This window comes from Thermodesulfovibrio sp., from assembly GCF_049969575.1.
Classification (GTDB): domain Bacteria; phylum Nitrospirota; class Thermodesulfovibrionia; order Thermodesulfovibrionales; family Thermodesulfovibrionaceae; genus Thermodesulfovibrio; species Thermodesulfovibrio obliviosus.
The window spans coordinates 13,553-37,571 of the sequence record NZ_JBMFOO010000018.1 but is presented as its reverse complement, the minus strand read 5'-3'; the positions used below and the strand labels follow the sequence as shown (position 1 = coordinate 37,571).

Genomic DNA, 24,019 nt, shown 5'->3' with positions numbered 1-24,019 from the left:
AGAGACTATATAAAGCTAAGCAAGGCTCGTAAAAAAGGTGTCGAAACAGGTGGTGATGTCCATGGTGGACCTATGACAACAACTCAGCTTGCAATTAATATTCAGAAGATTAAAATTCCTCCTATGATTTACTTTGATGAAGACTTTGGAGGAAGAAGGATCTCTTGGCTTTTTGTTACAATGTGTGGTTTCGTTGTAGGAATTCTTGCAGCAGTTATGGGAGTTGGTGGTGGCTTTGTTACATTTCCTCTTTTTGTTTATGTCTTAGGAGTATCAACACCAACAACAGTTGGAACTGACATACTCCAGATAATATTTACAGCAGGATACTCTTCAATAACTCAGTACGCAATATATGGTTATGTATTTTACACACTTGCAATGGGACTGCTTCTTGGATCACTTGTTGGAATTCAAATTGGAGCACTTACAACAAAGGTTGTTCCTGGAATGGTAATAAGAGGATTCTGGGTATTGACAATTTTAGCTGGTTTTGCCAACAGAGCAAGCGTTGTTCCTGACAAACTTAGAAGTCTTGATATTTGGGCAATATCAAAGGATGTATGTGACATAATCATTCTCATCGGAAACATTGTATTTTGGGCAGCAATTGGTGGATTTGCTGTATGGGTATTGGGAAGCTTCTTTAAGAATTTAAAAGCCTTTAGAGAGGAGGTCTAATATGGCTAATGCACAGAAAAAACATTTAGCATGGGGATTGATTTTATTAATAAGCTTTGTTGGTGTATTGATATTAATCTTTGCACCAATATATGGACAGGGAATGAATGGATTGGAATACAGTGATGCTCTTTTTAACAAGCTTGCAAAGGGTTCATGTTATCAAATTCCTAAGCTAAAGAAGGATGTAGAAAAATATAGAGGTAAAATACTTGATGTAGTAATCAATGTAAAGAAACCTACTGACAAACCCGGTGATGCAGAAAAGAGAGCTGAAAGAATAGCAAAAGTATTTACAATTAATGGTGCTAAAGCTGAAGTGGATGGCTCAAAAGTTCATATTGTGGCGGATCTTGGAGCAATTGTGGCAGCAGCACTGGAAGATTCTGATCAGATGTATCATAATAATGGAGACTACATTAAGAAAAAATACGATGTAACTGATGATGAAAAAATGAAACAGATGTTTAGACAGTGGCACAATGCCTTTTCTCTTATAGAGAAGAGACTAACTCTTCAGAAAAAAGCTGAGGATGCTATATTTGTAAAAAAGGTTACAACCGCAGCAATCGAACCTGCATATAATTTTTATGGAATTCAAGCTGTTAAGATTTCAGAAAAAGCAGGTGTAGCAACAGGCTTGTTAGCCTTTTATATACTGTATACTGTGTGGTACGGGTTCGGAGTTCTTTATCTTTTTGAAGGCTTAGGGCTTTCAACAAAGAAAGCAAAAGTTAAGAAGGAGGTATAAAATGGCAATAGGTGCATGTCCTTTAACAAAGGTAGATAAAATTCTTGTAGCAACTGATGGTTCAGAGGCAGCAAGATTTGCAGCACAAGCAGCAGTTGAGCTTGCAAAACCATGCGGAAGCACAGTTTACGCAATATGTGTTGCTGAAGTGCCAATCTTTGCAGCAGAGTTTGTGGAAACACTGCCTCAATTAATAGATTCCCTTGAGAAAAGGGCAAATGCAGCACTTGATGAAGTCAAAACAATAGCTAATAAAGCAGGTGTAAAATGTGAGACAATAAGCTATACAGGTCCTGAACCATACAAATACATAATTGATGAGGCAATTAAAAACAGTGTTGACTTAATAATACTTGGTAAAAAAGGTGTTATGCTTGGTGCAGTAGGTAAAAAAGTAATTGGAAATGCTCCATGCAAGGTTTTGGTTGTTCCAGTAGGTGCTACTTTGAGTTTTGATAAGATTCTTATAGCAACTGATGGTTCAGTTTACAGTCAGATTGCTGCGGCAGAAGCAATAGGAGCAGCAAAAAGATTTAACAGTGAACTGATAGTTGTTTCTGTGGCGAAAAAGAATGAAAATATACCTTATGCAGAAGAATCTGTAAAGATTGTTAAAGAAGCAGCTGAGCGTGAAGGAGTTAAAGTTCAAACAGTTGTTGCTCGTGGAGAGCCTTTTGAGCAAATAATTGATACAGCAAACAAGAACACTGTTGGATTAATAGTTATGGGAACATATGGAAGAACAGGGATTGAAAAATTCTTCATGGGAAGTGTTACAGAAAGGGTAATAAGCACTTCAGCCAGACCAGTAATGGTTGTAAGAAAGAAGTAAATTTCTATCAGGAGCAGGAGGAGGCTATCCTCCTCTTGAATTTATTATGATTGAGTTTCGTTTCTATACAACTAAATTTTTCTTCCTAAATTTGCCGATAGAGAAAACTTGCTTTCGCTTCGCTCAATACAATATTTCCCTGATGGCAGTTTTAAGTTCTTTGCCTCTGTTAAATAAGGCAGGAAAAACATTTTTTACCCCCCCCAAAAAAAATCTATAAAATCAATAATTTAGAAAGCATTATCACAGAAGTTGAAAACTTAAATAATGTTATAATAAAGCTTAAGAGTCTATAAAAGGAGTAAAAGTGTGAAAGAAAACATTTTAAAAAGAATAATAAGGCTTCTGCCAGATGGTGTTTTTGTCATTGATTTATCTGGAAAAGTCTTAGTATGGAACAGGGCAATGGAGGAGCTTACAGGAGTCAAAGAAGGTGAAATAGTTGGTAAAGGTGATTTTGAGTATGCGATTCCTTTTTATGGATTTCGTAGACCAATGCCAGTTGATTATGTTATTAATCCTGATCTCAACTATCCAGAAAACTTAAACACAAAAAAAGAGACTGTTGAAATAGAAACATTCGTCCCAAAGCTTTACAATGGGAAAGGAGCTTGGCTAAGAATGTCTGCTCATCCTATTTATGATGAAGCCTGTGATATAATTGGAGCTGTCCAGATTGTAAGAGACATTACAATAAGGAAAAATGCTGAGATTGAACTGAGAAAACTATTTAATATTGTTGAGCATTCTCCTGTAGGAGTTGCTGTTTTAGAATTTTCAGGAAAAATCATTTATTGCAATGAATCTTTTTTAAAATATACTCAACTTAAGACAGCAAAAGGAAGAAATATTTTTGAACTATTTCCACAGATATCCCTTTATGAAATTCACAATAGCTATTTAAAAGAAATAAAATTTGAAGGAAAAATTTTTCGCTTAAGAGGAATGAGAATTAACGAAGAGGATGGCTATGCAATATTTTTAACAGATATAACAACACTAAGAAAATACGAAGAACAGATAATAATTTCGCATAAGATGGAATCCATAAGAAAGCTTGTATCTGTTTATTCTCATGAGATAAAAAATATGCTTACAGGAATAAAAGGTTTTGCTCAGCTTGCTTTACAAACAGAAAATATTGAGCAGACAAGGGCATATGTGGAAAAGCTTCTTTCAATAGTTGATTCTGTATCAATGAGCATTAAAGAGATATTAGGATTTCCCAGAGAATTTGGAAGAAATCCCGAAGTTTTAGATTTAAAAGATGTGATAAAAAATCTGGTTACATTTCTCAAAGCTTCATTAAGAGAAAACATTAGTTTAATCTTGGACTTTGAGGAAAAACCTCTTCCCTGTTTTGCAGACAAGACAGACATAGAAAAGATTATTACAAACCTTGTTTTAAATGCCCAGGATGCAATGCCAGAGGGTGGTGAAATAAAAATACAGGCAAAAACAAAACAAATGCCTGAGAAATTTATAAGCCTTATTGGAATCAAAGAACTTTCAACACAATACATATGTTTATCAATACAGGACACTGGAATAGGAATGGATGAAGAAACAAAAGAAAAAATCTTTGATCCTTTTTTTACAACAAAAGGAGAAAAGGGCTCAGGTCTTGGATTGACAACAGTTTATCACATAGTGCAAATGTTAAAGGGATTTATTTTTGTAGAATCTGAGCCAGGAAAGGGAACAAAGTTTGATATATACCTTCCCCTTTATTCGTAACAACGAGGAAATATGAAATTTATAGATATTTAGTTGAAAAACTTAAAAAAGAAGCTCAGAAAATGTATTTACAGAAATTAATCAGTTGCCGAATAAAAGATTTTCAAGGATTAAAAAAAATTTGTGATCGCTGTTTAAACTCTCAGCGCTGGAGTGGAAATGTTTCATTAATGATTCTTGATGCAGCATTCACATCCGTTGGAGTTAACTACTTTCAAGTTGTGGTGCCCAAAGTTCGAGCCTTTGAAGCTGAATTTGTAAACACAGGAAGGATTAGCAATCTGTCTTGTCTTGTTCATTTTGACTATAAAGAAGCTTTCCATATATGGAAAAACTCAAGATCTTGGAATGTGGTAAAGGAGATAGCAAAATACTTTTCAGAGCTTTCCAATAACGATAAAGAATCATTGAGAACATGGGCAAAAAACTCATCCCTTGATGGCTGGAAAAATGACCCAATCGGGAAAATCAAAGGTGTGGGACTGATTACTTATCAGTATTTAAGGATGATGGGTGGCATTGACACAGTAATGCCTGATAAAATTGTAAAAAAAGTGATAAATGAAATACTTGCAAAAGCAGGAAAGATGGCTGTTTATAATGACATGGAGTTCATAAGAGAAGTTGAAGCTCTTGCCAGTAAAACAGGCTACAGACCCATAGAACTCTGCTTCATGGCATGGTTTGCAGAAAACAGTGAAAATATTGAGAAGATGCATTGACAAGTACTGTAAAAACTTGATTATTTACAAAAAATAATTGGTGGAGGCGAAGGGATTCGAACCCACGACCTCCTGCGTGCAAAGCAGGCGCTCTCCCAACTGAGCTACGCCCCCACATTCTGAATGGGCCTAGTTGGAGTCGAACCAACCACCTCACCCTTATCAGGGGTGCGCTCTAACCGAGCTGAGCTATAGGCCCATCAAAATTTAAATTAACCTAAAATGTTATATTTTGTCAATTATTTCTTAATACCTTTGCCCATACCTTCTGGTTCACCCTTTTCTACAGGCTCTCCAGCCTTTGTCCATGCTTCAAATCCGCCTTTAAGATTGTAAACATTTTTATAACCCAGCTTTTTCAAATCGCATGCTACTATTGAACCTCTGCCACCTGTTTTGCAATAAATAAGATATGTTTTATCTTTGTCCGGAAGCCATGTAAAAGCTTGAAAATCCATTAATCCTCTTGGAGCCCAGATTGCACCTGGAATGTGTCCTGCTACATATTCAGTATACTCTCTGACATCAACAATAACCGCACCTTTTTTGATAAGTTCCTTTACTCCCTTTACATCAACTACATTGATTCCGCATTGTTGAGCTTCTTTTACTCTTTCGTCACTCAGCGGAGTTCCAGCCCATGTGAAATTGACAAGAAGTAAAATCAAAACTCCTGCGATTAGAAAAGTTGGGATAAAACTTCTTTTCTTACACCCATAATCACATGAAGCATTCACATACTTCCTCATTTTTAAACCTCCATAATCAGTTTTTTATCCTGCAAAGCAGGAATACTCTATAGGAGTATATACTAAATAAATTATTTATGTCAATGGAAAAACCCATTTATACCCATACGACCTTTATATGTTAAAATTGATTTTAATGAACTTTAAACTTGGTAAAATCAGCGATTTAGCCTCACCTTTCACTGTCATAATTTTTTTTCTTCAATTTTTAGTAATCATTGGATATTTTGGCTATGACTACTACATGGATTCTTCAGAAAGCTGTATTCAATGTCATGGCTCAAAAGAAAAAATGGTTGAGTTTGGATATCCACAGTTCTATGTAACTCTAACAGATGTTCGAAAACAGACAGGACACAGTACTGTTTCTTGCAGAGACTGCCATCTTGGTAATGGTAGAGCAAAGGACAAAGATGAAGCCCACAGAGGTATGCTTAAGCCAATTTACGTGAAGGATTCAATGGATATTGTAGATAGAAAAATGCTTTATAAAAAAAACGATTTTGAACTGAATAGATTGATCCCACAGGGAAAAGACAGACTCTTTGATATGCTTCCAAAGGTAAAGGAAGACGGCGAACTTCATTTGCATCCAGAAGTAAGAAACATTCTCTGGCATGATAGAAACAGTGAAAGTTTTAACTTTGACCCTGAGATTGCAAAAAAAACATGCGGCAAGAGAGGATGTCATTCAGACGAATTAAAACAATTTAAAACCACAGTAATGGCTATAAACTTTAGGCAGAGGACAATGGTTAGCTGGTTAAAACCATATGGTCCTCACAACTGTGGTCCTTCTTTTGCAGATGTTCCACCGGAGGAAGTTTTAAATAAAGCAGGATTTGATTTTACAAACACTGAAAAGATTAGAAAAGAAATGAATATTCCTTTCACTGATGAACAGGCGATGAGAAGGCAGAAGATGTGTAACATTTGTCATGCAGGCTGTCTTGACTGTCACTATGCACCGAGTCGCGAAAGAGGCTCTCATGCATTTTTAAAAGTGCCGGATTCTTATAGTTGTATGGGAAGAGGAAGAGGTAATTCTGTATGTCATACTGGTGCTGCTCAATCAAGAAGAGGTGAAACTTATATTGGTGGATTTTATTCAATTCCTCAGGGAAGAAGTGCTGATATTCATTTCAAAAAGGGTATTCACTGTGCGGATTGTCATCCATCAGGCAAAAAAGGTATGGGAGATATGCAGCGTAAAGCAACCTGTCAGGACTGTCATATTGAAATTGAAAAAGCTCATTCAAAGTCAATTCATAGAAATCTTTCATGTACAGCTTGTCATGTAACAGAAGCTGGTGGATATCAAATTACAATATGGGGGAGGGGGTATATAGGAGATAAACCAACGCCATTTAAAAAATATTCACTTTATTATGGAGTTCAAAAACCGTTGATTCTTATGAAAGATCAAAAAGGGATCTGGTTTCCTGTAAAGATATTTCCTCACAGTGTTAGCAATATTAGAGAAGATGTATCGTCATCAGGACTTCACTATAGATGGAAAAATAGTGAAACAAAAGATATGTATTACATTGTTGGAACAGTTAATAATCTTCCCTCTGGTAACAGACACTTACTATGGTTTCAGATTGAGGAAGTTTCCCATCCTTTTGGAAAAGCAAGGAATTGTAAAAGCTGCCACAAGGGAAGGCAGATTTCTGTGTCTACATGGCAGTATGAAGATACTCAGGGTGCAGAGCCTTTCAGCGGAGGATATAAAATTATAGCAGACGAAAAAGGTTTAAGAATAAAAGATTTCTGGCATACTAAAATAAATGTTTTACCCGGATTTAAATTAACAGATTTTGCCTCATGGATTTACTTCACTGATAAGTGGTTCATTCCTGGAGATTTCTCAATAAAGGTTGACAGGAATAGATACACAGCATATTTAAAACTTTACGAAAGCAAGCTGAAAAGCATCAAAAAACTTGAGAAAAAAATCAAGGATGAAAATGAACGAAAGAAATTTAAGGAAATAAAAGGGATTTTAATCCACAATCCTGAACTAAATATTAAAGAACTGTTTTTTGATGTTAAAAACAAGGTTTTTTAGCCTTGAGAAATCAATATGACATTCTTCAAGGTCCTTTATCAGTAAGTCTATTGCATCAGGAATAAATTTAAGGAAATTTCTCTTTCCTTTTTTTAAAGACAGGAATCCGTATGCTCCAAGAGCCTGCATATGTCTCTGGATTCTGCATAGAGAAAGTTCTTCTAAAAAAGCTTTTTCATCAAGTTCATGGCTTTTGATATAGAAATTGACAAGCTTTACTCTTATTTCATCATTGAGTTTTACATATGGATCCCAAAGAAGTGAAGCTATGTCATAACCTGCAGGTCCCCATCTTGCACTCTGATAGTCAATAAAATAAACCTTTCCTTTTTTTAACATTATGTTTTGACTTTGCAAGTCTCTGTGCAGTATCACCTTTTTAGCTTTTGATAAAATTTCTGCAATACTGTGTAATTCTTCTTCTAAGTTTTCATCAATTTTAAAGAGCGCCTTTACACATTCCTGTAAAAAGTAATCACTTTCCCAGCGAAAATAGGAGTAGTCAAACTCTAAAAGGTTAAGATTCTTTGCTTGTTTAGAGATTCCCCAGTGAAGTTTTCCTATATTTTCAAGTATTTTTTTATATATTGTCTCAATTTTTTTATCTCTTCTCCTGCATTGAAGCCAGCTGTAAAGTGTTAAATCTCCAAGATCTTCAAAAGCAATCGTTTTTTTATTTATGTCTACTTCAAGGATTTTAGGCACAGGGAATCCTTTTTCATGAAAAAACCTGTTTAAAGCAATCGTTTTTTCAAAATCCTCTGATAATTTTTCCCATTTGCAAAAGACTTTGTTATTTTCTCTGAGGTATTTTCGATCAGATCCACCAGAAGTTAATGTTTCAATGGGTGGTGTCTCAAATGGTATCATAAAATTTTTACCAATTATGAGGTTTGAAAGGTAATCATTTTCAGGTGTAAATTCAGTCTCAGGCAGAATTATGATATTTTTTCCCTTAAATGGCTTATTTATTTTTACATCTCTTTCAACCACTATTTTACCTTCGGGTTCAATAAGCTCGCATCCACACACTGAAGGATGAATGTATACAGAAGTAAAATTCCTCTTTAATTTATCAAAGACTGCACTGGCATAATCCCCCGGAGTTCCAATGTCAAACCAGAAGCTGTATTTTATTTTAAAGGTGCTTACCCTGAATCCATTTTTAATGGCTCTCATCCACAAATCAATCACTGATGAAGGACCTTCAGGCAAAAGTTCAAGCACGTGAGGGCTATAAATAGCAATTCCTGAAAAGGCAAGATGAGATTTATCTGAATTTCCGATTCCAAGTAAATTTCCATCTTTATCAACAATTAATTTATTGTGAGGCTTGTAATCATGAACCAGGAGAGTTATTGAGTTTTCGTTTTCTATATGCCATTTTGCTGCTTCTTTAATATTTGCATCAGAATAAATATCTCCATTATGGACGACAAAAACAGAGTCTTTGAGAAAATTTTTTGCATTCCACAGTGCTCCGCCTGTAAGAAGAATTTCTTTTTCATAAAATGTTTTTAATGGAAGATTCTGCTTTTTTATGTAATCTTCAATTTTCTTTGCTTTATAATGCAAATTTATGCCAATCTCTGTGGTCAGAGCATTTAAATTTTTAAAAATCCATTCAAGTAAGACTTCGCCAGCAATTGGCATCAATGGTTTGGGAATATGCTCTGTAATTGGCCTTAGTCTGGTTGAATATCCTGCAGCAAGAATGAATCCTTTAATCATATAGGAGATATTTTTTTCTTACTTTTGCCCACATTTCACACTCTTTAGTCCACCAGGACTCCATATCCTTAAGAGATTTTCCTTTTTCAATTTCTCTCCTTAATCTATCTGAACCAGCAAGAATGTCAAAGGGAAGTTTCTCAAACTCGTATTCATAGGGAGGTTCACGCCAAAGATTAATTTCTGGATACAGCTCTTTTATTGCAAGAAGAATTGCTACAGCAGTTTTAAAAGGTTTAAATTTTTCTCTATCAATTACATGAATTTGAGCACCACCACATAAATGTCCAGAAAATTTGTTAAAAGTTGGAATAAAGTAAAGAGGTCTAAAAAATACTCCTTTCAACTTAAATTCATTTAGCTTTTTTACAAGCCTCTCAGGCTCTATAAAGGGTGCACCAAATATTTCAAATGGTCTTGTGGTGCCTCTTCCTTCGCTTAAAATAGTTCCCTCAAAAAGACACATTCCAGGATAAACTGTCGCTGTCTGAAGGGCTGGCATGTTTGGAGAAGGCATTACCCAGGGCAGCGCTGTTTCATCAAACCATTGATTTCTTTTCCATCCATAAAGAGGAATTACTGTAAGATCAAGTTCTGGGTAAAACTTATCTTTAAAGTAAAACGCAATCTCTCCAATAGTCATTCCATGGCGGACAGGCAATGGATGAAGTCCTACAAAAGATGAAAACTCTGGCATAAGCACAGGTCCTTCTACTATGTGTCCACCAATTGGATTTACTCTATCAAGCACAATCATCGGCATTGCCTTTTCTTTACAGGCTTCCATACACAAAGCCATTGTCCAGATAAATGTGTAGTATCTTGCTCCAACATCCTGAAGATCAATAATCAAAATATCAAGATTTTTAAGCATTTCTTCTGTTGGCTTTCTCGTTTTTCCATAAAGGCTAAATACAGGCAATCCTGTTTGTTTATCAATAAATCCTTCCCATTCAATCATGTTGTCCTGAGTATTTCCAAATATTCCGTGCTGCGGTCCGAAAAAGGCTGTAATTTTGATTTTTTTGCTCTCGAGAAGAATATCTCTGGTGTGTACAAGTTTTCTATTTACTGAGGCTGGATGAATAACTAATCCTGCTTTAGCTCCATAAAATTTCTTAGGAAGCCTTTTTTCAAATCTATCTATGCCTGAATGAACCATTTATCTGCTACAGAAGGGAAGATATCCATGTGTTAAAGGTTTTTGCACTGCTCCATCAGAGCTTATAAGATATATCTCCTTTTTCCCTCTTCTGTCTGACATTATTGTTAGAAAATGACCATCCGGGCAAAAACAGGGCTGCTCATTGTTGCCCTGGTTTGTTATTTGAGTTTGTGTGCCTGAGAGAATGTCCATAATATAAATTTGAAAATTTCCAACCAGAGATGAAAAAGCCATCTTACTGCCCTGAGGATTTATAGATGGTTCTGTATTGTATCTGCCCTGGAATGTTACTCTTTGAGTGCCTGAGGAAGTAATTTTATAAATTTGAGGAGAACCATCTCTATTTGAAACAAAAAATATGTGAGATGCTGACCATCTTGCAGAAGTATCAATCCATCGAGATGAAGATACTGCTTTTGTTCTTCCATAGATATCTGAAATTTTGATTTCTGAGATTTCTCCATCGCTCTCTGAGTATATAAATTGCGATTCATTTAAAACATCTCCAAGCACAAGGAGAGCTTTGCTTTTTATAATTTCTTTATTTGTTTTGTTTGAGATATCAAATACTTCTATTGTCCATGATTTTCCATTTAAAGCAGAATAAAAAATTTTGTTTCCCTTTAAAAGAACTCGAGAAATTATGTGTCTTCTGAGTCCTGTATCTTGAACATTTTTCCCATTCCAGTTACTTAAAAAAATTCCCATACAGCTGGATAGCTTTCTCACAAAAACAAAGCGATTGAAAAAGGGCGATTCCTTGCCTGTCAATAGTTTATATATATCTGATGAGATTAAATTTCCTGTAAATTCATTATTCTTCAGGGGATATTCTTTTACAAATATTGGCGAAGCAGAAGTAGTTGCAAAAATTTTTACTGAAATTTTATCCAGAGTTCTGGCTCGGACAACAATTTCAACATCAGAAGATTTCCACAACTGAGGATCAAATTCTGCAGTGATGGGAAAAGGACCATAAACTCTAAAATATTCTGTAAATTCAAGATTTTCTTTTATTGTTTTAGAAACATTAGAAAGATTATCAAAACCTTCAAGTGCTATTGCAAGCTTTTTAATTCCGGGCTGAGTTATGTCAAGATAAATTTTTTCTGCCAGCGCATTTAAAGGCTGTAAAACATAGAAAAATAAAACAAAAGCGATGAATTTTTTTATTAATTTTGAATTCATGGTTTAAACCTCAATCCTACAATAACTTCATTTTTAGGTGGTGGAAGAGGAGAGGAATTTTTGATGGCTCTAACAACAGAAGAATCAAAAAGAATATTTCCAGATTTTTGTTCAAATCCTTCAATGAGAACCTTTCCATTTGAAAGAATTCTTACTGAAACAACTGCTTCAAGATTCCGAGGAACAGTATCAGGAACGCTCCAGTGCTGTCTTATAATTCCAGAGATTAATGCTAAGTAACCGGGTGAAACTTCACTTCCCTTAGTATTTTGTCCGCTTTTAAGTTCAACAGAACCTGCTTGAGCTTTTTCAAGAATCTTTTTTTTTGCTCTAAGCGCAGCAAGTCTTTCTTGTAGAAGTTGTTCCTCTTGTTTAGATATTTTTTGAGTTTTTTCATAAGTTTTTTTTGACTGTCTCGCTGTTGTTGGAATTTCTTTTGATTGTTCAAGGGATGGTTTTATTGGGGGAAGCTTATTTTCTTCATTCAATGAGGCTGTCTGCAATGAATTACTTGTTTGTTGAATCAAAGTTACATATGTGAGATTTTTAAAATCCTTAGCTGAATTTTTTACTCCGAAGATTAACGCAAGCATAAACAGACAATGAAAAATGAGAGATAAAAACAAAGAAGGATAAATTTTGCCTGTCATTTACTTTCTTTTGGCTCTGTTACCATTCCTATTTTTTCTATTCCAGCAGCTTTAATTTCTCCCATAACTTCAGCTACAAGACCATAAGGAACATCTTTGTCAGCCTTTAAAAGTACAGCAGTATTGCTTTCTCTGTATGAATTGAGTATTGAGGGCAGATCATCTTTATTGATTATCTTATCATTTAAAAATATTTTGCCTTCTTTAGTAATGACAATACTTATTTTTTCAGTTTCTTCAAGGCTTTTTCCTTTTGCTTTTGGAAGATTCACATCAATTCCTTGTTTTAAAAGTGGAGCTGTAACCATAAAAATTATGAGCAATACAAGCATTACATCAACTAAAGGAGTGACATTAATGTCTGCTATTGATGATCTTCTGCGAGGATTTAGTGCTGCCATGGGTATTTTAAGAGGGTTTCAGAAAAGTCATTGACTTCATTAATTATTTTATTTGCCTGGGAGGTAAAGTAATTGTAAGCAATCACTGCAGGAATTGCTGCAAAGAGACCAGCAGCTGTTGTAACCAGTGCCTCTGCAATACCTGGTGCAACAGTGGCAATTGAAGCTGAACCTTTCATACCTATATGTCTGAAAGCATCCATAATTCCCCAGACTGTTCCAAAAAGTCCTATAAATGGAGTTGTAGAGCCTGTTGTTGCAAGAAAGCCAAGATAACTTTCTACTTTATTTGCCTCCTCAGAAGAGTACTTTCTTACAATTGCTTCAAGGTTTGTCGGATTTTTCCCCTGAATTTCAGAAAAAACTTCTCTGTAAAGACTGGCAATAGGGCTTAATTCAAATCTTTTAGCAACTGCGAAAAGCTCCTTTGTTCCATTGGAATTTAAAAAAGCATCAAAAAATTTCTGGTTTTCTTTTTTCATGTTTTTGAAAATCTTCCATTTGTAAAATATGATAGCCCAGGAAAAAATTGAAAAGAAAAGAAGAATAAGCAAAACAGCTTTAGCAACAACTCCTGTTTGTCTTATGAGATCAATAACTGTAGTTTCCATAAAAAAAATATTAGAACAATACAGATGTAAAAGTCAAATTTTTTTCTCATTCAGGTTCAAACAGCTGCGGCTGTGCACAATAAAAAAGGCGGGCAGATGCCCGCCTCTATGACGAACACGGTGCGTTTCTTTTAGTTGTTAGAAGTTGAGCTGGATGCCATGTCTTACTGCCCAGGCATCATCAGCATCTCTGCCATTTGGAGGAAGCTTGTATGCATCGCCTGGCCAGAAGTATCCAGCCTCAACCCAGTACTTAAGACCCTTGTCAATCTGGTAAGTTACAACTCCATCAACTTCCCATCCAATGTCTTTATCTTCTGTGTAGCCATTAATAGAAACTGCCCTATGAGCTCTTAACCAGTAACCATAGAGTTTTGCATTGATGTCCTTTGTGATGTCAAAGGATCCACCAAATTTCAGATACTGGGTATTGCAGAGTCCTGTTTGAGTATTACCTAAGAAGTTGCATGCTGTAGGTGCAAGGAATTCATAAATGAATGTATAGTGCTGCTCTGGACCAAGTGCTGTAATGAATGCCTCGATCTTGTTGTCTGTGCTGTCTTTGTCACCACTTCCAATTGCATACTCTAAGGTAAGTGTTAATGGAATTGGTTTGAATTTGTAGTCAAGCCCTGCTAATGCAGCCCAGCCACGAAGTTTGATATCTGGAACATTAAAAATTAATCTGGTATCTCTAATTTTTCCAGTCTGGAATTCAACATCTGCTCTGAAGTTAAGCCCTGTTCCTGCAATGTCATCAACATTACCTCTTAAACCAAAGTTCCAGAGGTGAATATCTGGGAGTTGAGCACGTAGTCCAATATTTCCAAAATTCTGGTGATCAACATAGGTTACATCTGCACTCAAGCCAAATCCTTTACCTGCATATGCAGCAAGAATTCCGTATGCTGTTGCATCATCATTGAGTGCGGGGTTACCTTCACGGAACTTAATTGTATGAGCAGCGATTGTGAGCTCTTTTAATGGCTGAACAAACACTAAGATTGCATCATCACCATAGTAGGTGTGATCAAAGAAGAGTCCGTAACCAAGCTTGATGAGCTGCTTTCCAACTTTAAATCCTGCTGGAACACCAAGAAGCCCTGTTCCCTGATACTGAATCCATGCCTGACGGATGTAAAGATTGCTCTCATTATGCCAGTTACCAAATGGATAGGTACCTCTTGGACCTTGGCCACCAGAACCCCAGGGTACATTTTCAGATCTATTATTATCAGCTCTATTACTTTCAACTTCCACATATCCAGTTGTATTAGGAGATACCTTTGCCTCAAGATTGAGCCTTACACGGTAGTCGTATAAGGATTGTGAGTCAGGATAAGTATCCTTTTCTATCACATTCAAATTCTTTCCATAAAATCCTCTGAAACGGAGTTCGCCACCGAGTGTTATCTGGGTTTTACCTTTTGCGATTACTGCTGTTGTGTCTGAGGGGATTTCTGCTGGTGCTGCATAACTCAATGCAGCTAAACCTAAGAGAAGAACCAATGCTGCTAAAATACTTGCATATTTTTTCACTTCCTAACCTCCATCGGTTAGTTCAGTTACACCGCCAAGGGCGGTGGTACAGCTAAAAAACTCCGAGCAGTGAACTGCTTCGGAAAAGCTTACTGGGGAGTTACCCCACGCACCGTGTTCGCCTATCACCTCCTTTTTTTGCGTTTTTTAAAAAGTTTAACATAAATTTTTTTAGTTGTCAAGTATTTTTAATTCCTTAATAATATAAGCAAATTCTCTGCCAGAGGAAGATGGTTTTATTTTCTGTTTTTGTGTTTTTATGGTGTGTCTCTATGAATACAGTTTGTGGAAAAAAGAGGACAGATAATTTTCGTAAACTCTTGATTTACAGTAGGCGCGGAGGGGATCGAACCCACGACCTCTTCCGCGTCAAGGAAGCGCTCTCCCACTGAGCTACGCGCCTACGGATTGTTAATTATACATAATTTTCTACTGATGTTGTCAACAGTTGAACTCTTTTCAGGTTAAAACTCCATCTATCATTCTTAGTGTTCTTGTGCATTTTTGAGCAATTGCTTCATTATGAGTAACAATTATAAAGGTTGTGCCTTCTTCAGAATTAATTTTCTGAAAAAGCTCAAAAAGCTCATGGGCTGACCGTGAATCAAGATTTCCTGTAGGCTCATCAGCAAGCACCAAAGAAGGATTTTTAAATAAAGCTCTTGCCACAGCAACTCTCTGCTGTTCACCACCTGAGAGCTCACCAGGACGATGATGAGCTCGTTCTGATAATCCTAATTTTTTCAGTATTTCAAAAGCCTTTTCTTTAATAATATTTTGATTTAGCTTAATCTTGTTGTAATGCCCTGCAATTAACTCTGGCATTATAACATTTTCCAGAACATTAAACTCTGACAAAAGATAGTGAAATTGAAAGACAAAACCAATATATTTGTTACGAAATTCTGCGAGACAATCTGCTGAAAGCTTTAAAGGATTTATTTCCCTGTCAAATTTGAATAAAATCTCACCAGAGGTTGGTTTATCAAGAGTTCCAATCACATGGAGAAAAGTGCTTTTACCAACTCCGCTTGCTCCTGTTATAGCCACAATCTCACCTTGATAGGCTATAAAATCAATCCCTTTCAATACTTCTATTGAACCAGCCTTTGTCCAGTAAGTTTTTTTAAGGTTTTTTGTCCTCAGTATCTCTTTCACGGAAGGGTTTCCCGAGTTCATTTATTTTTTTCATTATATCCTGGTGAATCCTATCTGCTTTGTCTGCAGCATAGTGAAATCCTTTTTTAACAATTCCTGTTGTCTTATCACCAAGTTGTCTAATTTTTTCTCCACCAAAAAACACTGCAACAATAAGAAAAATAATAAATACAATTATACTCAGGCATCCAATGTTTCTTATTAATCTAAACATCACTCATACCTGAGAATCTCAACAGGATTTATTTTTGATGCTCTGTGAGCAGGATAAACAGTTGAAATAAGGCTGATAAATAAAGCACATGCACATATCACCATAACATCAAAAATCTTAATTTTAACTGGCAGCTTACTCAAATAGTAAACATCTGCTGGAAGTTTTACAATTTCATAGGATTTAACAATCTCACATAGAAAAATTCCTCCTGTTAATCCTATAAAAGTTCCAATTAAACCAATAATAAGCCCCTGACATACGAAAATCCATTTTATAAAACTGTCTGTTGCGCCCATTGATTTAAGTATAGCAATTTCTCTCTGCTTTTCAGTAACATTTATCATTAACATACTTATTATGTTAAAGGATGCCACGAGCACAATCAATATAAGAATAAGAAACATTGTGAATTTTTCAAGTTTAAGAGCAGAAAAGAGGTTTCTGTTCATTTGCATCCAGTCCTTGCAATAAAACTCTCCATCAAGTTCACGAGCAACTCTCTGACAGATTTTATCTGCCTTATAGACATCTTTAAGCTTGAGTTGAATACCTGTTACTTTATCTCCATATTCAAAAAAATCTTGAGCTATACTTAGGTCTGTTATTGCAAGATTCATATCATACTCATACATTCCTATTTCAAAAATTCCTGTAACAATAAACTTTTTGACCTTTGGAATTATACCCAATGGACCAATTGAACCCATTGGAGATATTATTGTGATTGTGTCTCCAGGAAGCACTCCAAGAAGATTTGCCAGTTCTTTGCCAATTATTATCCATGGCAGATCTGTATGATTTTGATATTTATATTTCACATGTTTAAAAACCTCAGTAGTTTTCATATCATAATCTGGAATAATTCCTCTAAGATAAACTCCATGAGCTCTTTTACCGGAGGAAATAAGAACCTGTCCCATTACAAAAGGGGAGTATGCTTCAATTTCCTGTTTTTTTGATAAAAAATCCATAACAGCTCTGTAATTCTCTATTCCTCCAGAATAATTTAAAACAACAGCATGTGCCTGTGTGCCAAGAATTTTTTTCTGTAAATCCTCGTGAAATCCACTTATTACAGAAATAACAACAATCAGAGCCATAACTCCCAGGGCAACTCCGCTTATGGAAATTATAGTGCCAAAGGAAAAACCTCTTTTTTTACTTTTTAAATACCTTAAAGCAATATAAAAAGGAAGTTTCATTTTTCAGGTCTTAAAAGAGGAAACAGTATAACATCTCTTATTGAGTGACTGTCAGTTAAAATCATCACAAGCCTATCTATTCCAATACCTTCTCCTGCTGCTGGAGGCATACCAATTTCAAGGGCTCTCACAAAATCCTCATCCATCTCAGGCACTTCTTCATCTCCTTTAAGTCTTTCTTCAAGCTGACGGAGAAATCTTTCTTTCTGATCAATGGGGTCATTAAGCTCAGAAAAGGCATTTGCAATTTCTCTACCAGAAATGAAAAGCTCAAATCTTTCCACAAGCTCTGGATTGTCTCTTTTCCTTTTTGCTAAAGGAGAAAGCTCAACAGGATAATCAATAATAAATGTTGGCTGAATAAGTTCAGGCTCTACAACTTCTTTAAATATCTCGTCAAGAACCTTGCTTAGAGAGCTTCCCTCAGGAATTTCTATGCCTTTGTCCTTTGCCCATTTTAAAGCAAAGTCCCTGTTTTTTAATGTCTCCTCTGGCACACCTTTAGTCTTCAGGGCATCATACATGGTAATTTTTTTAAAGGGTGGAGTGAAATCAATTGTGTAATCTCCGTATTTTACCTGAAGACTTCCGAAGATTTTTTCAACAATGTAAACTAATAGCTTTTCTGTAAAATCCATAAGCCAGTTATAGTCTTTGTAAGCTACATAAAACTCTACCATTGTGAATTCAGGATTATGCTTCGTTGATATTCCTTCATTTCTAAAATTCTTACCTATTTCAAAAACTCTTTCAAATCCGCCCACAAGAAGCCTTTTCAGATAAAGCTCAGGTGCAATTCTTAAGTAAAGCTCCATGTCAAGAGCTTCATGATAAGTTTTAAATGGCTTTGCTCTCGCACCTCCTGCAATTGTATGCATCACAGGGGTTTCAACTTCAAGGAATCCTTCATTTTCAAGAAACTCTCTCAAATACTTAATAATTTGCTGCCTCTTTATAAAAGTTTCCTTTACCGACGGATTTACAATAAGGTCAACATATCTCTGCCTGTATCTTGCCTCAATATCTTTGAGTCCATGCCATTTTTCTGGAAGAGGCCTAAGGGATTTACTTAAAAAAACAAAGTTCTGAACTTCTATAGTTAACTCATTTGTTTTTGTTCTAAAAAGTCTTCCTTCAACACCGACAATATCGCCGATATCAAGATTCTTAATTAAAGAAAATTTTTCTCCTAAGACATCTTTTCTAAGATAAATTTGAATTCTTCCCTTTGAATCCTGTATATGGGCAAAGGCTGCTTTACCAAAATCTCTTAAAAGAATTATTCTTCCAGCAGCTGAGGCTTTTATGTTTTCCTGTTCCAGTTTTTCTTTATCAAGATTCCCAAATTTTATAAAAATTTCTTCAGTGCTGTATTCAGGATTAAAAACTCCATTGTAAGGTTCAATACCAAGACTTCTCAGTGTTTCAAGTTTTTTAATTCTCTGCTGGATAAGCTCAGATAAAGGTGTTTCCTGCATATTCCTGATTTAACCCCCTTGATTTATTGAAACTGTTAAAAACTTGCAAGTTCTTGAAAATCAAGAACTTGCAGTCTTCCCAAACCTCTTATTTTAAAGTCTTCATAAAATCTTTAATTAAAAAATCGGGGCGAGCCGATTTGAACGGCCGACCACTCGCACCCCAAGCGAGTGCGCTAACCAGGCTGCGCTACGCCCCGATTCAGGAAAGCATTCTCAAAATCTCTTTAAGTTTAATTTTTACTTTATTTAATATATCTTGTTTTGTTAGCGTTTCATTTGAAGCTTGCCGATACATTTTTCCTAATTTCTGTCTCACTCCCTCTACTGTAAATCTCTCTTCATAAAGCATCTTTTTTATTAAAAAAAGCATTTCTATCTCTTTTTTAGTATACAATCTTTGCCCTGTCTTTGTCTTTTTAGGCTTTAAAAAAGGGAATTCTGTTTCCCAGTATCTTAAAACATAAGGCTCAACTCCAACAATTCTGCTTGTTTCTCCAATTTTATAAAAAATTTTAAAAGGTAGTTGTCTTTGTACTGGTTCTCCCATTTCAGTTCATATTTTGCTGAATCCTTTGCTTCAGCTGTTCACTTGGTCTGAAAGTAACCACCTTTCTTGACTTAATTTCCACAGTCTGCATGGTTTTCGGATTTCTACCTATTCTACTTCCCTTTCGTCTTACTGTAAAAACTCCAAAGCCTGAGATTTTAACTACTTCTTCTTCCTTTAAAGCCTCTTTTATTGTTTCAAAAACTGTTTCCACAATTTTCTGTATCTCAGTTTTCGGTAATCCTACTCTTTCGAATATAAAATTAATAAGATCCGCCTTCGTCATCAAATCCTCCTTAGCTCAGAAATTCAGTTTATTGAATTTTATCCTATTTTATTGCGATATTGTCAAGTTAAAGGAATTTTCTGAAATTGCCTTCAGGATTAAGCTGGATAGGGGGGTAGGAGGAGCCTCTTCGCTTACGCTTAGAGTTAGCCACTGAACTTTACAGCAAAATTTTTTTTTGATATAATTTTGTCACCATGCATTCAAAGATTTTTGTAGATGTTCCGGTTAGAGTCAAGTATGCAGATACAGATAATTTTGGGATTGTTTATTACGGAAACTATGCAATATTCTTTGAAAAGGCAAGAACAGAATACTTAAGAAAAAGAGGTTTTACTTATAAAGAATTAGAAAACAAAGGTTATCACCTTCCGGTTGTTGAATTCCATGTTAAATATTATAAGCCTGCAAGATATGATGATTTATTATTTATAAAAACCTCAATAAAGAGTTTAAAATCAAGAGGAATTGTGTTTCATTATGAAGTTTTAAAAGAAGGGGAGAAAATTGCCGAAGGTTTTACATATCACATATGTGTCAACAATGAAAACAAACCAGTTACTCTGCCCCATTCCTTTGTAAAAATTCTAAAAAATTTTGAATAAATATGAAACGAAGAATTGTCATAACAGCAATGAATCTTATTACTCCATTGGGGATTGGTTTAGATGTATGCTGGAACAGATTAATCAATGGAGAATCTGGAATTGACAGAATTACACTTTTTAATCCTGAAAATCATAAATGTCAGATTGCTGGAGAGTGTAAGGAGTTCCACGCTGAAGAATTTCTTGATAAAAAGATATTATCTCGCTATGATAGAATGTTTCATTTCTTCATTTCCGTCGCTTTATTGACAGCTGAAACATCAGGCTTTAAAACTAAATCAATTAAAGATCCCTTCAGATTTTCCATCATCGGAGCAAGCGCTATTGGTTGTCCATCCTCTTTTGAACAGAATTATGAAATGTTAATATCGAAAGGACCAAAAAAAGTATCTCCTTTTTGCATTATAAACTTAGCTGGTAATCCTGTAGCAGGACAAGTAGCAAGAATTTTCAATGCCAGAGGTCCACAGTATTTTCTTCAAGAGGCTTGTGCTGCAGGAACAAAAGCAATAGGTCTGGCTATGAAATTAATTCAGATGGAAATAATTGATATTGCAATGGTCATAGGAGCTGATGCAGGTATAACACCAACAATTATTGCAAGCCTTGACAATATTGGGGCAATTGCTACTGACAAAGCAAACACTCAACCTAAAAAAGCATCAAGGCCATTTGACAGGTTAAGATGCGGATTTGTTCCTTCAGAAGGAGCTGGCTGTGTAATTATAGAAGCTTATGAACATGCCCTAAAAAGAGGAGCAACTCCTCTGGTTGAAATTGCTGGATTTGGTGCAACCTGCGATGCCTATCATCCCACTGCACCAGAGCCTGAAGCTTTAAGCATTGTTGAATGTATGAGAAAGGCTTTACAAGATGCAAGAGTCTCACCAGAGGAGATTGATTATATTAATGCTCATGGTACTTCCACTGTTTTAAATGATTTAACTGAAACAATAGCAATAAAGAGTTTTCTCAAAGAGCATGCCTACAGAATTCCTATATCATCAAATAAATCAATGATTGGCCATATGTGGGGTGCTGCAGGTATAGTAGAAACAATTTTTTCTGCAAAAACTATCCTTGAAGGAATTATTCCTCCCACAATAAATCTTGAAAATCCTGATCCAGCCTGTGATCTTGATTATGTTGCAAATAAAGCAAGAAAAAAGAATGTAAAAATAGTTCTAAAAAATTCCTTTGGTTTTGGAGGTATTAATGCCTCCTTGGTATTAAAAAGGATTTAAAAAAATGGGAGGGAATCATGAATAGCTACAATGTAGAAAGATTTAAAGAAATTTTTGAAAGAAATTTCATTTATATTGCAGGATTTTTGAGGAGTGTTGAAAGATTTCCTGAAAAAGTAGCTCTTATTGATGCAGACACTGAAAGACAATGGACATATAGTGAGCTTAATAAAGAGGTAAATCGGTTTTCCTCAGCCTTGCTTCAAGATAAAGTAAAAAAAGGTGATAGTGTTATGTTTCAGCTTATGAATGTTCCGGAATTTGCTTTTATCTGGCTTGGGTGTCAGAAAATTGGAGCTGTAAGCAGTCCTATCAATTTCAGGTTTTCTTCAGGTGAGACTGCCTATACGATAGAGGATTGTCAACCTGTAGCATTTATCTTTGATATATCTTTAAAGGAGATGGTGAAAGAAGCAATTCAAATTTCAAAGCATAAACCGAAAAGGCTCATTTATGTAGGGGAAGGAGAATGTGATTTTGCTATACCTTATGAAGAATATGTAAAAGGAAAACCAGAATTTGAGCCGATGCAGTGCTGTCAAAATGCTTATTCTGAAGTTACAAGGCTTTATACATCAGGAACAACTGGAAGACCTAAAGGAGTTCCACTGAACAATATAAATGAAATTTTAACCGCTATTGATGTCATTATCAGCTTAGGACTTAATAAAAATGATATTATCATGAATCTTTCTCCATGGTTTCATCGTGGAGGACTTCATATTGGAGGACCTAATCCAGGGCTTTATCTTGGAGCAACAATTGTATCATTAAAAACCTTCTATACAAAACCCGCGCTGGAAGCAGTAGAAAAATACAAAATTACATTTATAATCGGTGTTCCTACTATGTATAAAGTTATGATGGAAGAACAGAAGAAGCATCCTCATAATCTACGCTCTTTAAGAGGGCTTGTCAGTATGGGTTCTCCACTTGACAAAACGCTGTGCGTTGAGATGCAAAAGGTGTTTACACCAAACATATTTAATGGATACGGAACTTCTGAAACATTCTGGAACACCCTTTTAACTCCAGAGGATCTTCCTGAGATGGCAGGGACAGCAGGTCGTGCAGTATTTTGTGATGAGGTAAGAGTTGTTAAGGTTTATGAAGACAAACTCTCTGAGCCAGAGGAAATTGTTAAAAAGAATAATCAGGAAGTTGGAGAAGTCATTGTAAAGTCATTGAAATGCAGTTATGATTACTATAACAAACCTGAAGAGACAAAGAAAAAGCTTAATAAAGATTGGTTTTACACAGGTGACCTCGCAACATGGAATGAAAATGGTTATATAACAATTGTTTCAAGGAAAGATGACATGATAATTGTTGGAGGGGAAAACATTTATCCAATTCAGATTGAAGAAGTAATACAGGAGCATCCAAAGGTCATGCATTGTGCAGTGGTAGGAATTCCTGATGAGACAAGAGGACAGGCTCTGGTAGCCTATGTTGTAACAAAAGATGAAACCTTAACTCTTGATGAGCTTAAAAAATTCATATCAAAACATCCTATGCTTCCGGCATATAAAAGACCTCGTTACTGGAGATTTCTTGATGCACTTCCAATGACAGCCACTGGTAAAAAGCAACACTACAAACTCCGTGAACAAGCCATAGATGATTTAAAAAAGGGCTTACTTTTAAGATAATCAAGGAGGTGTCAAATGGGGTAATTTTTCTATTTTTAGTTTTAATATTGTCTTCGTCTTCTTTTGCTTTTGCTGTTGAAAATGAAATTGGTGCTTCAATAAGGCTTAGACAGGAAATTCTTGATAATTTTATTTACCTTGGAACAACCCGTGCAGCAGCTGATGACAGAAGCTATTTCAGACTAAGGATCCAACTCTGGGACAATGTTAAGTTTAATAAAGAAATTTCGCTTTATGCAAGATTGGCAACAGAGCCAAGATATCATGTGGCAGGTCCTTATAGAGTTACTCTTGATAATGAAAGAAATCTAAAAAGACTTGATCAAGATGAAATTTTTATTGACAATCTTTATTTAGATTTTAAAAAACCCTTTGATTTACCTGTAAATTTAAGAATTGGAAGACAGGACTTTCTCGGTAAAGACATGTATGGAGAGGGATTTATAATTTTTGATGGAACTCCGGCTGATGGTTCAAGAAGTTTTTATGTCAATGCTGTTAAACTTCAACTTATTATTGTAGAAAACCATACAATTGACTTTGTTTATATATCAAATCCAAGGACTGATATTTATCTGCCAAGTCTTCATCCTTCTGTATACGACACAGAAAAAGAAACAAGCAGACTTTATATAAATCATAAAAAAAGACTCACTGCCTCTCATGAACAGGGTTTTTTAATTTATGGAAGAAATAAACTTTCTCAAAAACTTATGTTGGAGCCCTATTATCTTTACAAAACAGAGGATCAATGGGCTACCAATCCTCAACTTAATTTTCATACTTTTGGAATGAG

General features: G+C 35.5%; 24 protein-coding genes and 4 tRNA genes. 10 read left to right on the top strand and 18 right to left on the bottom strand.

Features of this window, described 5'->3' with window-relative positions; genetic code table 11:
* From ACP5O9_RS05620 to ACP5O9_RS05600, 5 genes are all read left to right on the top strand, one after another.
* A partial coding sequence (locus ACP5O9_RS05620; RefSeq protein WP_428723602.1) for a sulfite exporter TauE/SafE family protein occupies window positions 1-681 on the top strand: 681 nt, incomplete at its 5' end.
* A gap of 1 nt (window position 682) precedes the next feature.
* Window positions 683-1,432 (top strand): hypothetical protein, encoded by a 750-nt coding sequence (locus ACP5O9_RS05615; protein ID WP_428723601.1) that lies wholly within the window; start codon window positions 683-685, stop codon window positions 1,430-1,432.
* Window position 1,433: 1 nt separating this feature from the next.
* Entirely contained in the window at window positions 1,434-2,264 is an 831-nt protein-coding gene (locus ACP5O9_RS05610) for a universal stress protein (protein WP_424904950.1), read from the top strand.
* 309 nt (window positions 2,265-2,573) lie between these two features.
* Window positions 2,574-4,001, top strand: a complete 1,428-nt coding sequence (locus ACP5O9_RS05605; protein ID WP_428723600.1) for a PAS domain-containing sensor histidine kinase — start codon at window positions 2,574-2,576, stop codon at window positions 3,999-4,001.
* Window positions 4,002-4,063: 62 nt separating this feature from the next.
* Window positions 4,064-4,723, top strand: coding sequence for a hypothetical protein (locus ACP5O9_RS05600; protein WP_353685504.1), 660 nt, complete (start codon window positions 4,064-4,066; stop codon window positions 4,721-4,723).
* Between the two features lie 38 nt (window positions 4,724-4,761).
* On the opposite strand, the gene ACP5O9_RS05595 is transcribed toward ACP5O9_RS05600, so the two are convergent.
* The 3 genes from ACP5O9_RS05595 to ACP5O9_RS05585 all read right to left on the bottom strand — a co-directional run bounded on the left by ACP5O9_RS05595 (window position 4,762) and on the right by ACP5O9_RS05585 (window position 5,472).
* Window positions 4,762-4,837, bottom strand: a tRNA-Ala gene (locus ACP5O9_RS05595).
* Between the two features lie 10 nt (window positions 4,838-4,847).
* Window positions 4,848-4,922, bottom strand: a tRNA-Ile gene (locus tag ACP5O9_RS05590).
* A 40-nt stretch (window positions 4,923-4,962) separates the two neighbouring features.
* Entirely contained in the window at window positions 4,963-5,472 is a 510-nt protein-coding gene (locus ACP5O9_RS05585) for a rhodanese-like domain-containing protein (RefSeq protein WP_353685503.1), read from the bottom strand.
* A 136-nt stretch (window positions 5,473-5,608) separates the two neighbouring features.
* Here ACP5O9_RS05585 and ACP5O9_RS05580 point away from each other — a divergent pair, with 136 nt between their 5' ends.
* Window positions 5,609-7,543, top strand: coding sequence for a cytochrome c3 family protein (locus ACP5O9_RS05580; protein WP_428723599.1), 1,935 nt, complete (start codon window positions 5,609-5,611; stop codon window positions 7,541-7,543).
* Here the strand turns inward: ACP5O9_RS05580 and ACP5O9_RS05575 are convergent.
* The 15 genes from ACP5O9_RS05575 to ACP5O9_RS05505 all read right to left on the bottom strand — a co-directional run bounded on the left by ACP5O9_RS05575 (window position 7,496) and on the right by ACP5O9_RS05505 (window position 19,719).
* The gene (locus tag ACP5O9_RS05575; protein ID WP_428723598.1) at window positions 7,496-9,274 is read right to left on the bottom strand and encodes a sugar phosphate nucleotidyltransferase; all 1,779 of its coding nucleotides are present in this window, start codon (window positions 9,272-9,274) and stop codon (window positions 7,496-7,498) included. The genes ACP5O9_RS05580 and ACP5O9_RS05575 overlap by 48 nt on opposite strands.
* Entirely contained in the window at window positions 9,267-10,436 is a 1,170-nt protein-coding gene (locus ACP5O9_RS05570) for an exo-beta-N-acetylmuramidase NamZ family protein (RefSeq protein WP_353685500.1), read from the bottom strand. Before ACP5O9_RS05570 ends, ACP5O9_RS05575 begins: the two co-directional genes overlap by 8 nt.
* Window positions 10,437-11,627 (bottom strand): TolB family protein, encoded by a 1,191-nt coding sequence (locus ACP5O9_RS05565; protein ID WP_424904947.1) that lies wholly within the window; start codon window positions 11,625-11,627, stop codon window positions 10,437-10,439.
* Window positions 11,624-12,220: an energy transducer TonB gene (locus ACP5O9_RS05560; RefSeq protein WP_428723597.1), complete on the bottom strand. Its 597-nt coding sequence runs from the start codon at window positions 12,218-12,220 to the stop codon at window positions 11,624-11,626. Before ACP5O9_RS05560 ends, ACP5O9_RS05565 begins: the two co-directional genes overlap by 4 nt.
* Before the next feature lie 53 nt (window positions 12,221-12,273).
* Window positions 12,274-12,678, bottom strand: a complete 405-nt coding sequence (gene tolR / locus ACP5O9_RS05555) for a protein TolR (protein WP_424904945.1) — start codon at window positions 12,676-12,678, stop codon at window positions 12,274-12,276.
* Complete coding sequence (tolQ, locus tag ACP5O9_RS05550) at window positions 12,666-13,289, bottom strand: protein TolQ (RefSeq protein ID WP_353685496.1); 624 nt, start codon at window positions 13,287-13,289, stop codon at window positions 12,666-12,668. Before tolQ ends, tolR begins: the two co-directional genes overlap by 13 nt.
* A 138-nt stretch (window positions 13,290-13,427) precedes the next feature.
* The gene (locus tag ACP5O9_RS05545; protein ID WP_428723596.1) at window positions 13,428-14,828 is read right to left on the bottom strand and encodes an alginate export family protein; all 1,401 of its coding nucleotides are present in this window, start codon (window positions 14,826-14,828) and stop codon (window positions 13,428-13,430) included.
* A 331-nt stretch (window positions 14,829-15,159) separates the two neighbouring features.
* Window positions 15,160-15,231: transfer RNA gene (locus tag ACP5O9_RS05540), tRNA-Val, on the bottom strand.
* Window positions 15,232-15,287: 56 nt separating this feature from the next.
* Window positions 15,288-16,007, bottom strand: a complete 720-nt coding sequence (locus ACP5O9_RS05535) for an ABC transporter ATP-binding protein (protein ID WP_428723595.1) — start codon at window positions 16,005-16,007, stop codon at window positions 15,288-15,290.
* A complete protein-coding gene (locus ACP5O9_RS05530; protein ID WP_428723594.1) occupies window positions 15,955-16,200 on the bottom strand; it encodes a hypothetical protein in 246 nt (81 codons plus the stop codon). The genes ACP5O9_RS05535 and ACP5O9_RS05530 overlap by 53 nt, the downstream gene beginning before the upstream one ends.
* Complete coding sequence (locus ACP5O9_RS05525; RefSeq protein WP_428723593.1) at window positions 16,200-17,405, bottom strand: lipoprotein-releasing ABC transporter permease subunit; 1,206 nt, start codon at window positions 17,403-17,405, stop codon at window positions 16,200-16,202. Before ACP5O9_RS05525 ends, ACP5O9_RS05530 begins: the two co-directional genes overlap by 1 nt.
* Entirely contained in the window at window positions 17,402-18,883 is a 1,482-nt protein-coding gene (gene lysS / locus ACP5O9_RS05520; protein ID WP_428723592.1) for a lysine--tRNA ligase, read from the bottom strand. The genes ACP5O9_RS05525 and lysS overlap by 4 nt, the downstream gene beginning before the upstream one ends.
* Before the next feature lie 125 nt (window positions 18,884-19,008).
* Window positions 19,009-19,083, bottom strand: a tRNA-Pro gene (locus ACP5O9_RS05515).
* 2 nt (window positions 19,084-19,085) lie between these two features.
* Window positions 19,086-19,433 carry a MerR family transcriptional regulator gene (locus ACP5O9_RS05510; RefSeq protein ID WP_428723591.1) on the bottom strand — a complete coding sequence of 116 codons (348 nt, stop codon included), beginning with the start codon at window positions 19,431-19,433 and terminating at the stop codon, window positions 19,086-19,088.
* A gap of 1 nt (window position 19,434) precedes the next feature.
* Window positions 19,435-19,719 carry an integration host factor subunit alpha gene (locus ACP5O9_RS05505; RefSeq protein ID WP_353685489.1) on the bottom strand — a complete coding sequence of 95 codons (285 nt, stop codon included), beginning with the start codon at window positions 19,717-19,719 and terminating at the stop codon, window positions 19,435-19,437.
* A gap of 197 nt (window positions 19,720-19,916) precedes the next feature.
* On the opposite strand from ACP5O9_RS05505, the gene ACP5O9_RS05500 reads away from it, so the two are divergent.
* The 4 genes from ACP5O9_RS05500 to ACP5O9_RS05485 form a co-directional block, all read left to right on the top strand.
* Entirely contained in the window at window positions 19,917-20,324 is a 408-nt protein-coding gene (locus ACP5O9_RS05500; protein WP_353685488.1) for an acyl-CoA thioesterase, read from the top strand.
* A gap of 2 nt (window positions 20,325-20,326) precedes the next feature.
* Window positions 20,327-21,571, top strand: a complete 1,245-nt coding sequence (locus tag ACP5O9_RS05495) for a beta-ketoacyl-[acyl-carrier-protein] synthase family protein (protein ID WP_428723590.1) — start codon at window positions 20,327-20,329, stop codon at window positions 21,569-21,571.
* Window positions 21,572-21,588: 17 nt separating this feature from the next.
* On the top strand, window positions 21,589-23,223 hold the full coding sequence (locus ACP5O9_RS05490) for a class I adenylate-forming enzyme family protein (protein WP_428723589.1): 1,635 nt from the start codon (window positions 21,589-21,591) through the stop codon (window positions 23,221-23,223).
* 8 nt (window positions 23,224-23,231) lie between these two features.
* Window positions 23,232-24,019 (top strand): alginate export family protein (locus ACP5O9_RS05485; RefSeq protein WP_428723588.1); only part of this gene is annotated, 788 nt, incomplete at its 3' end.

What these genes read in the sequence shown, in the direction of transcription:
- ACP5O9_RS05615 (WP_428723601.1), top strand. Translation starts at nt 683, where the DNA reads ATGGCTAATGCACAGAAAAAACATTTAGCATGGGGATTGATTTTATTA.
- ACP5O9_RS05610 (WP_424904950.1), top strand. Translation starts at nt 1,434, where the DNA reads ATGGCAATAGGTGCATGTCCTTTAACAAAGGTAGATAAAATTCTTGTA.
- ACP5O9_RS05600 (WP_353685504.1), top strand. Translation starts at nt 4,064, where the DNA reads ATGTATTTACAGAAATTAATCAGTTGCCGAATAAAAGATTTTCAAGGA.
- ACP5O9_RS05585 (WP_353685503.1), bottom strand. Translation starts at nt 5,472, where the DNA reads ATGAGGAAGTATGTGAATGCTTCATGTGATTATGGGTGTAAGAAAAGA.
- ACP5O9_RS05580 (WP_428723599.1), top strand. Translation starts at nt 5,609, where the DNA reads ATGAACTTTAAACTTGGTAAAATCAGCGATTTAGCCTCACCTTTCACT.
- ACP5O9_RS05575 (WP_428723598.1), bottom strand. Translation starts at nt 9,274, where the DNA reads ATGATTAAAGGATTCATTCTTGCTGCAGGATATTCAACCAGACTAAGG.
- ACP5O9_RS05570 (WP_353685500.1), bottom strand. Translation starts at nt 10,436, where the DNA reads ATGGTTCATTCAGGCATAGATAGATTTGAAAAAAGGCTTCCTAAGAAA.
- ACP5O9_RS05565 (WP_424904947.1), bottom strand. Translation starts at nt 11,627, where the DNA reads ATGAATTCAAAATTAATAAAAAAATTCATCGCTTTTGTTTTATTTTTC.
- ACP5O9_RS05560 (WP_428723597.1), bottom strand. Translation starts at nt 12,220, where the DNA reads ATGCTTGCGTTAATCTTCGGAGTAAAAAATTCAGCTAAGGATTTTAAA.
- tolR (WP_424904945.1), bottom strand. Translation starts at nt 12,678, where the DNA reads ATGGCAGCACTAAATCCTCGCAGAAGATCATCAATAGCAGACATTAAT.
- tolQ (WP_353685496.1), bottom strand. Translation starts at nt 13,289, where the DNA reads ATGGAAACTACAGTTATTGATCTCATAAGACAAACAGGAGTTGTTGCT.
- ACP5O9_RS05535 (WP_428723595.1), bottom strand. Translation starts at nt 16,007, where the DNA reads ATGAACTCGGGAAACCCTTCCGTGAAAGAGATACTGAGGACAAAAAAC.
- ACP5O9_RS05530 (WP_428723594.1), bottom strand. Translation starts at nt 16,200, where the DNA reads ATGTTTAGATTAATAAGAAACATTGGATGCCTGAGTATAATTGTATTT.
- ACP5O9_RS05525 (WP_428723593.1), bottom strand. Translation starts at nt 17,405, where the DNA reads ATGAAACTTCCTTTTTATATTGCTTTAAGGTATTTAAAAAGTAAAAAA.
- lysS (WP_428723592.1), bottom strand. Translation starts at nt 18,883, where the DNA reads ATGCAGGAAACACCTTTATCTGAGCTTATCCAGCAGAGAATTAAAAAA.
- ACP5O9_RS05510 (WP_428723591.1), bottom strand. Translation starts at nt 19,433, where the DNA reads ATGGGAGAACCAGTACAAAGACAACTACCTTTTAAAATTTTTTATAAA.
- ACP5O9_RS05505 (WP_353685489.1), bottom strand. Translation starts at nt 19,719, where the DNA reads ATGACGAAGGCGGATCTTATTAATTTTATATTCGAAAGAGTAGGATTA.
- ACP5O9_RS05500 (WP_353685488.1), top strand. Translation starts at nt 19,917, where the DNA reads ATGCATTCAAAGATTTTTGTAGATGTTCCGGTTAGAGTCAAGTATGCA.
- ACP5O9_RS05495 (WP_428723590.1), top strand. Translation starts at nt 20,327, where the DNA reads ATGAAACGAAGAATTGTCATAACAGCAATGAATCTTATTACTCCATTG.
- ACP5O9_RS05490 (WP_428723589.1), top strand. Translation starts at nt 21,589, where the DNA reads ATGAATAGCTACAATGTAGAAAGATTTAAAGAAATTTTTGAAAGAAAT.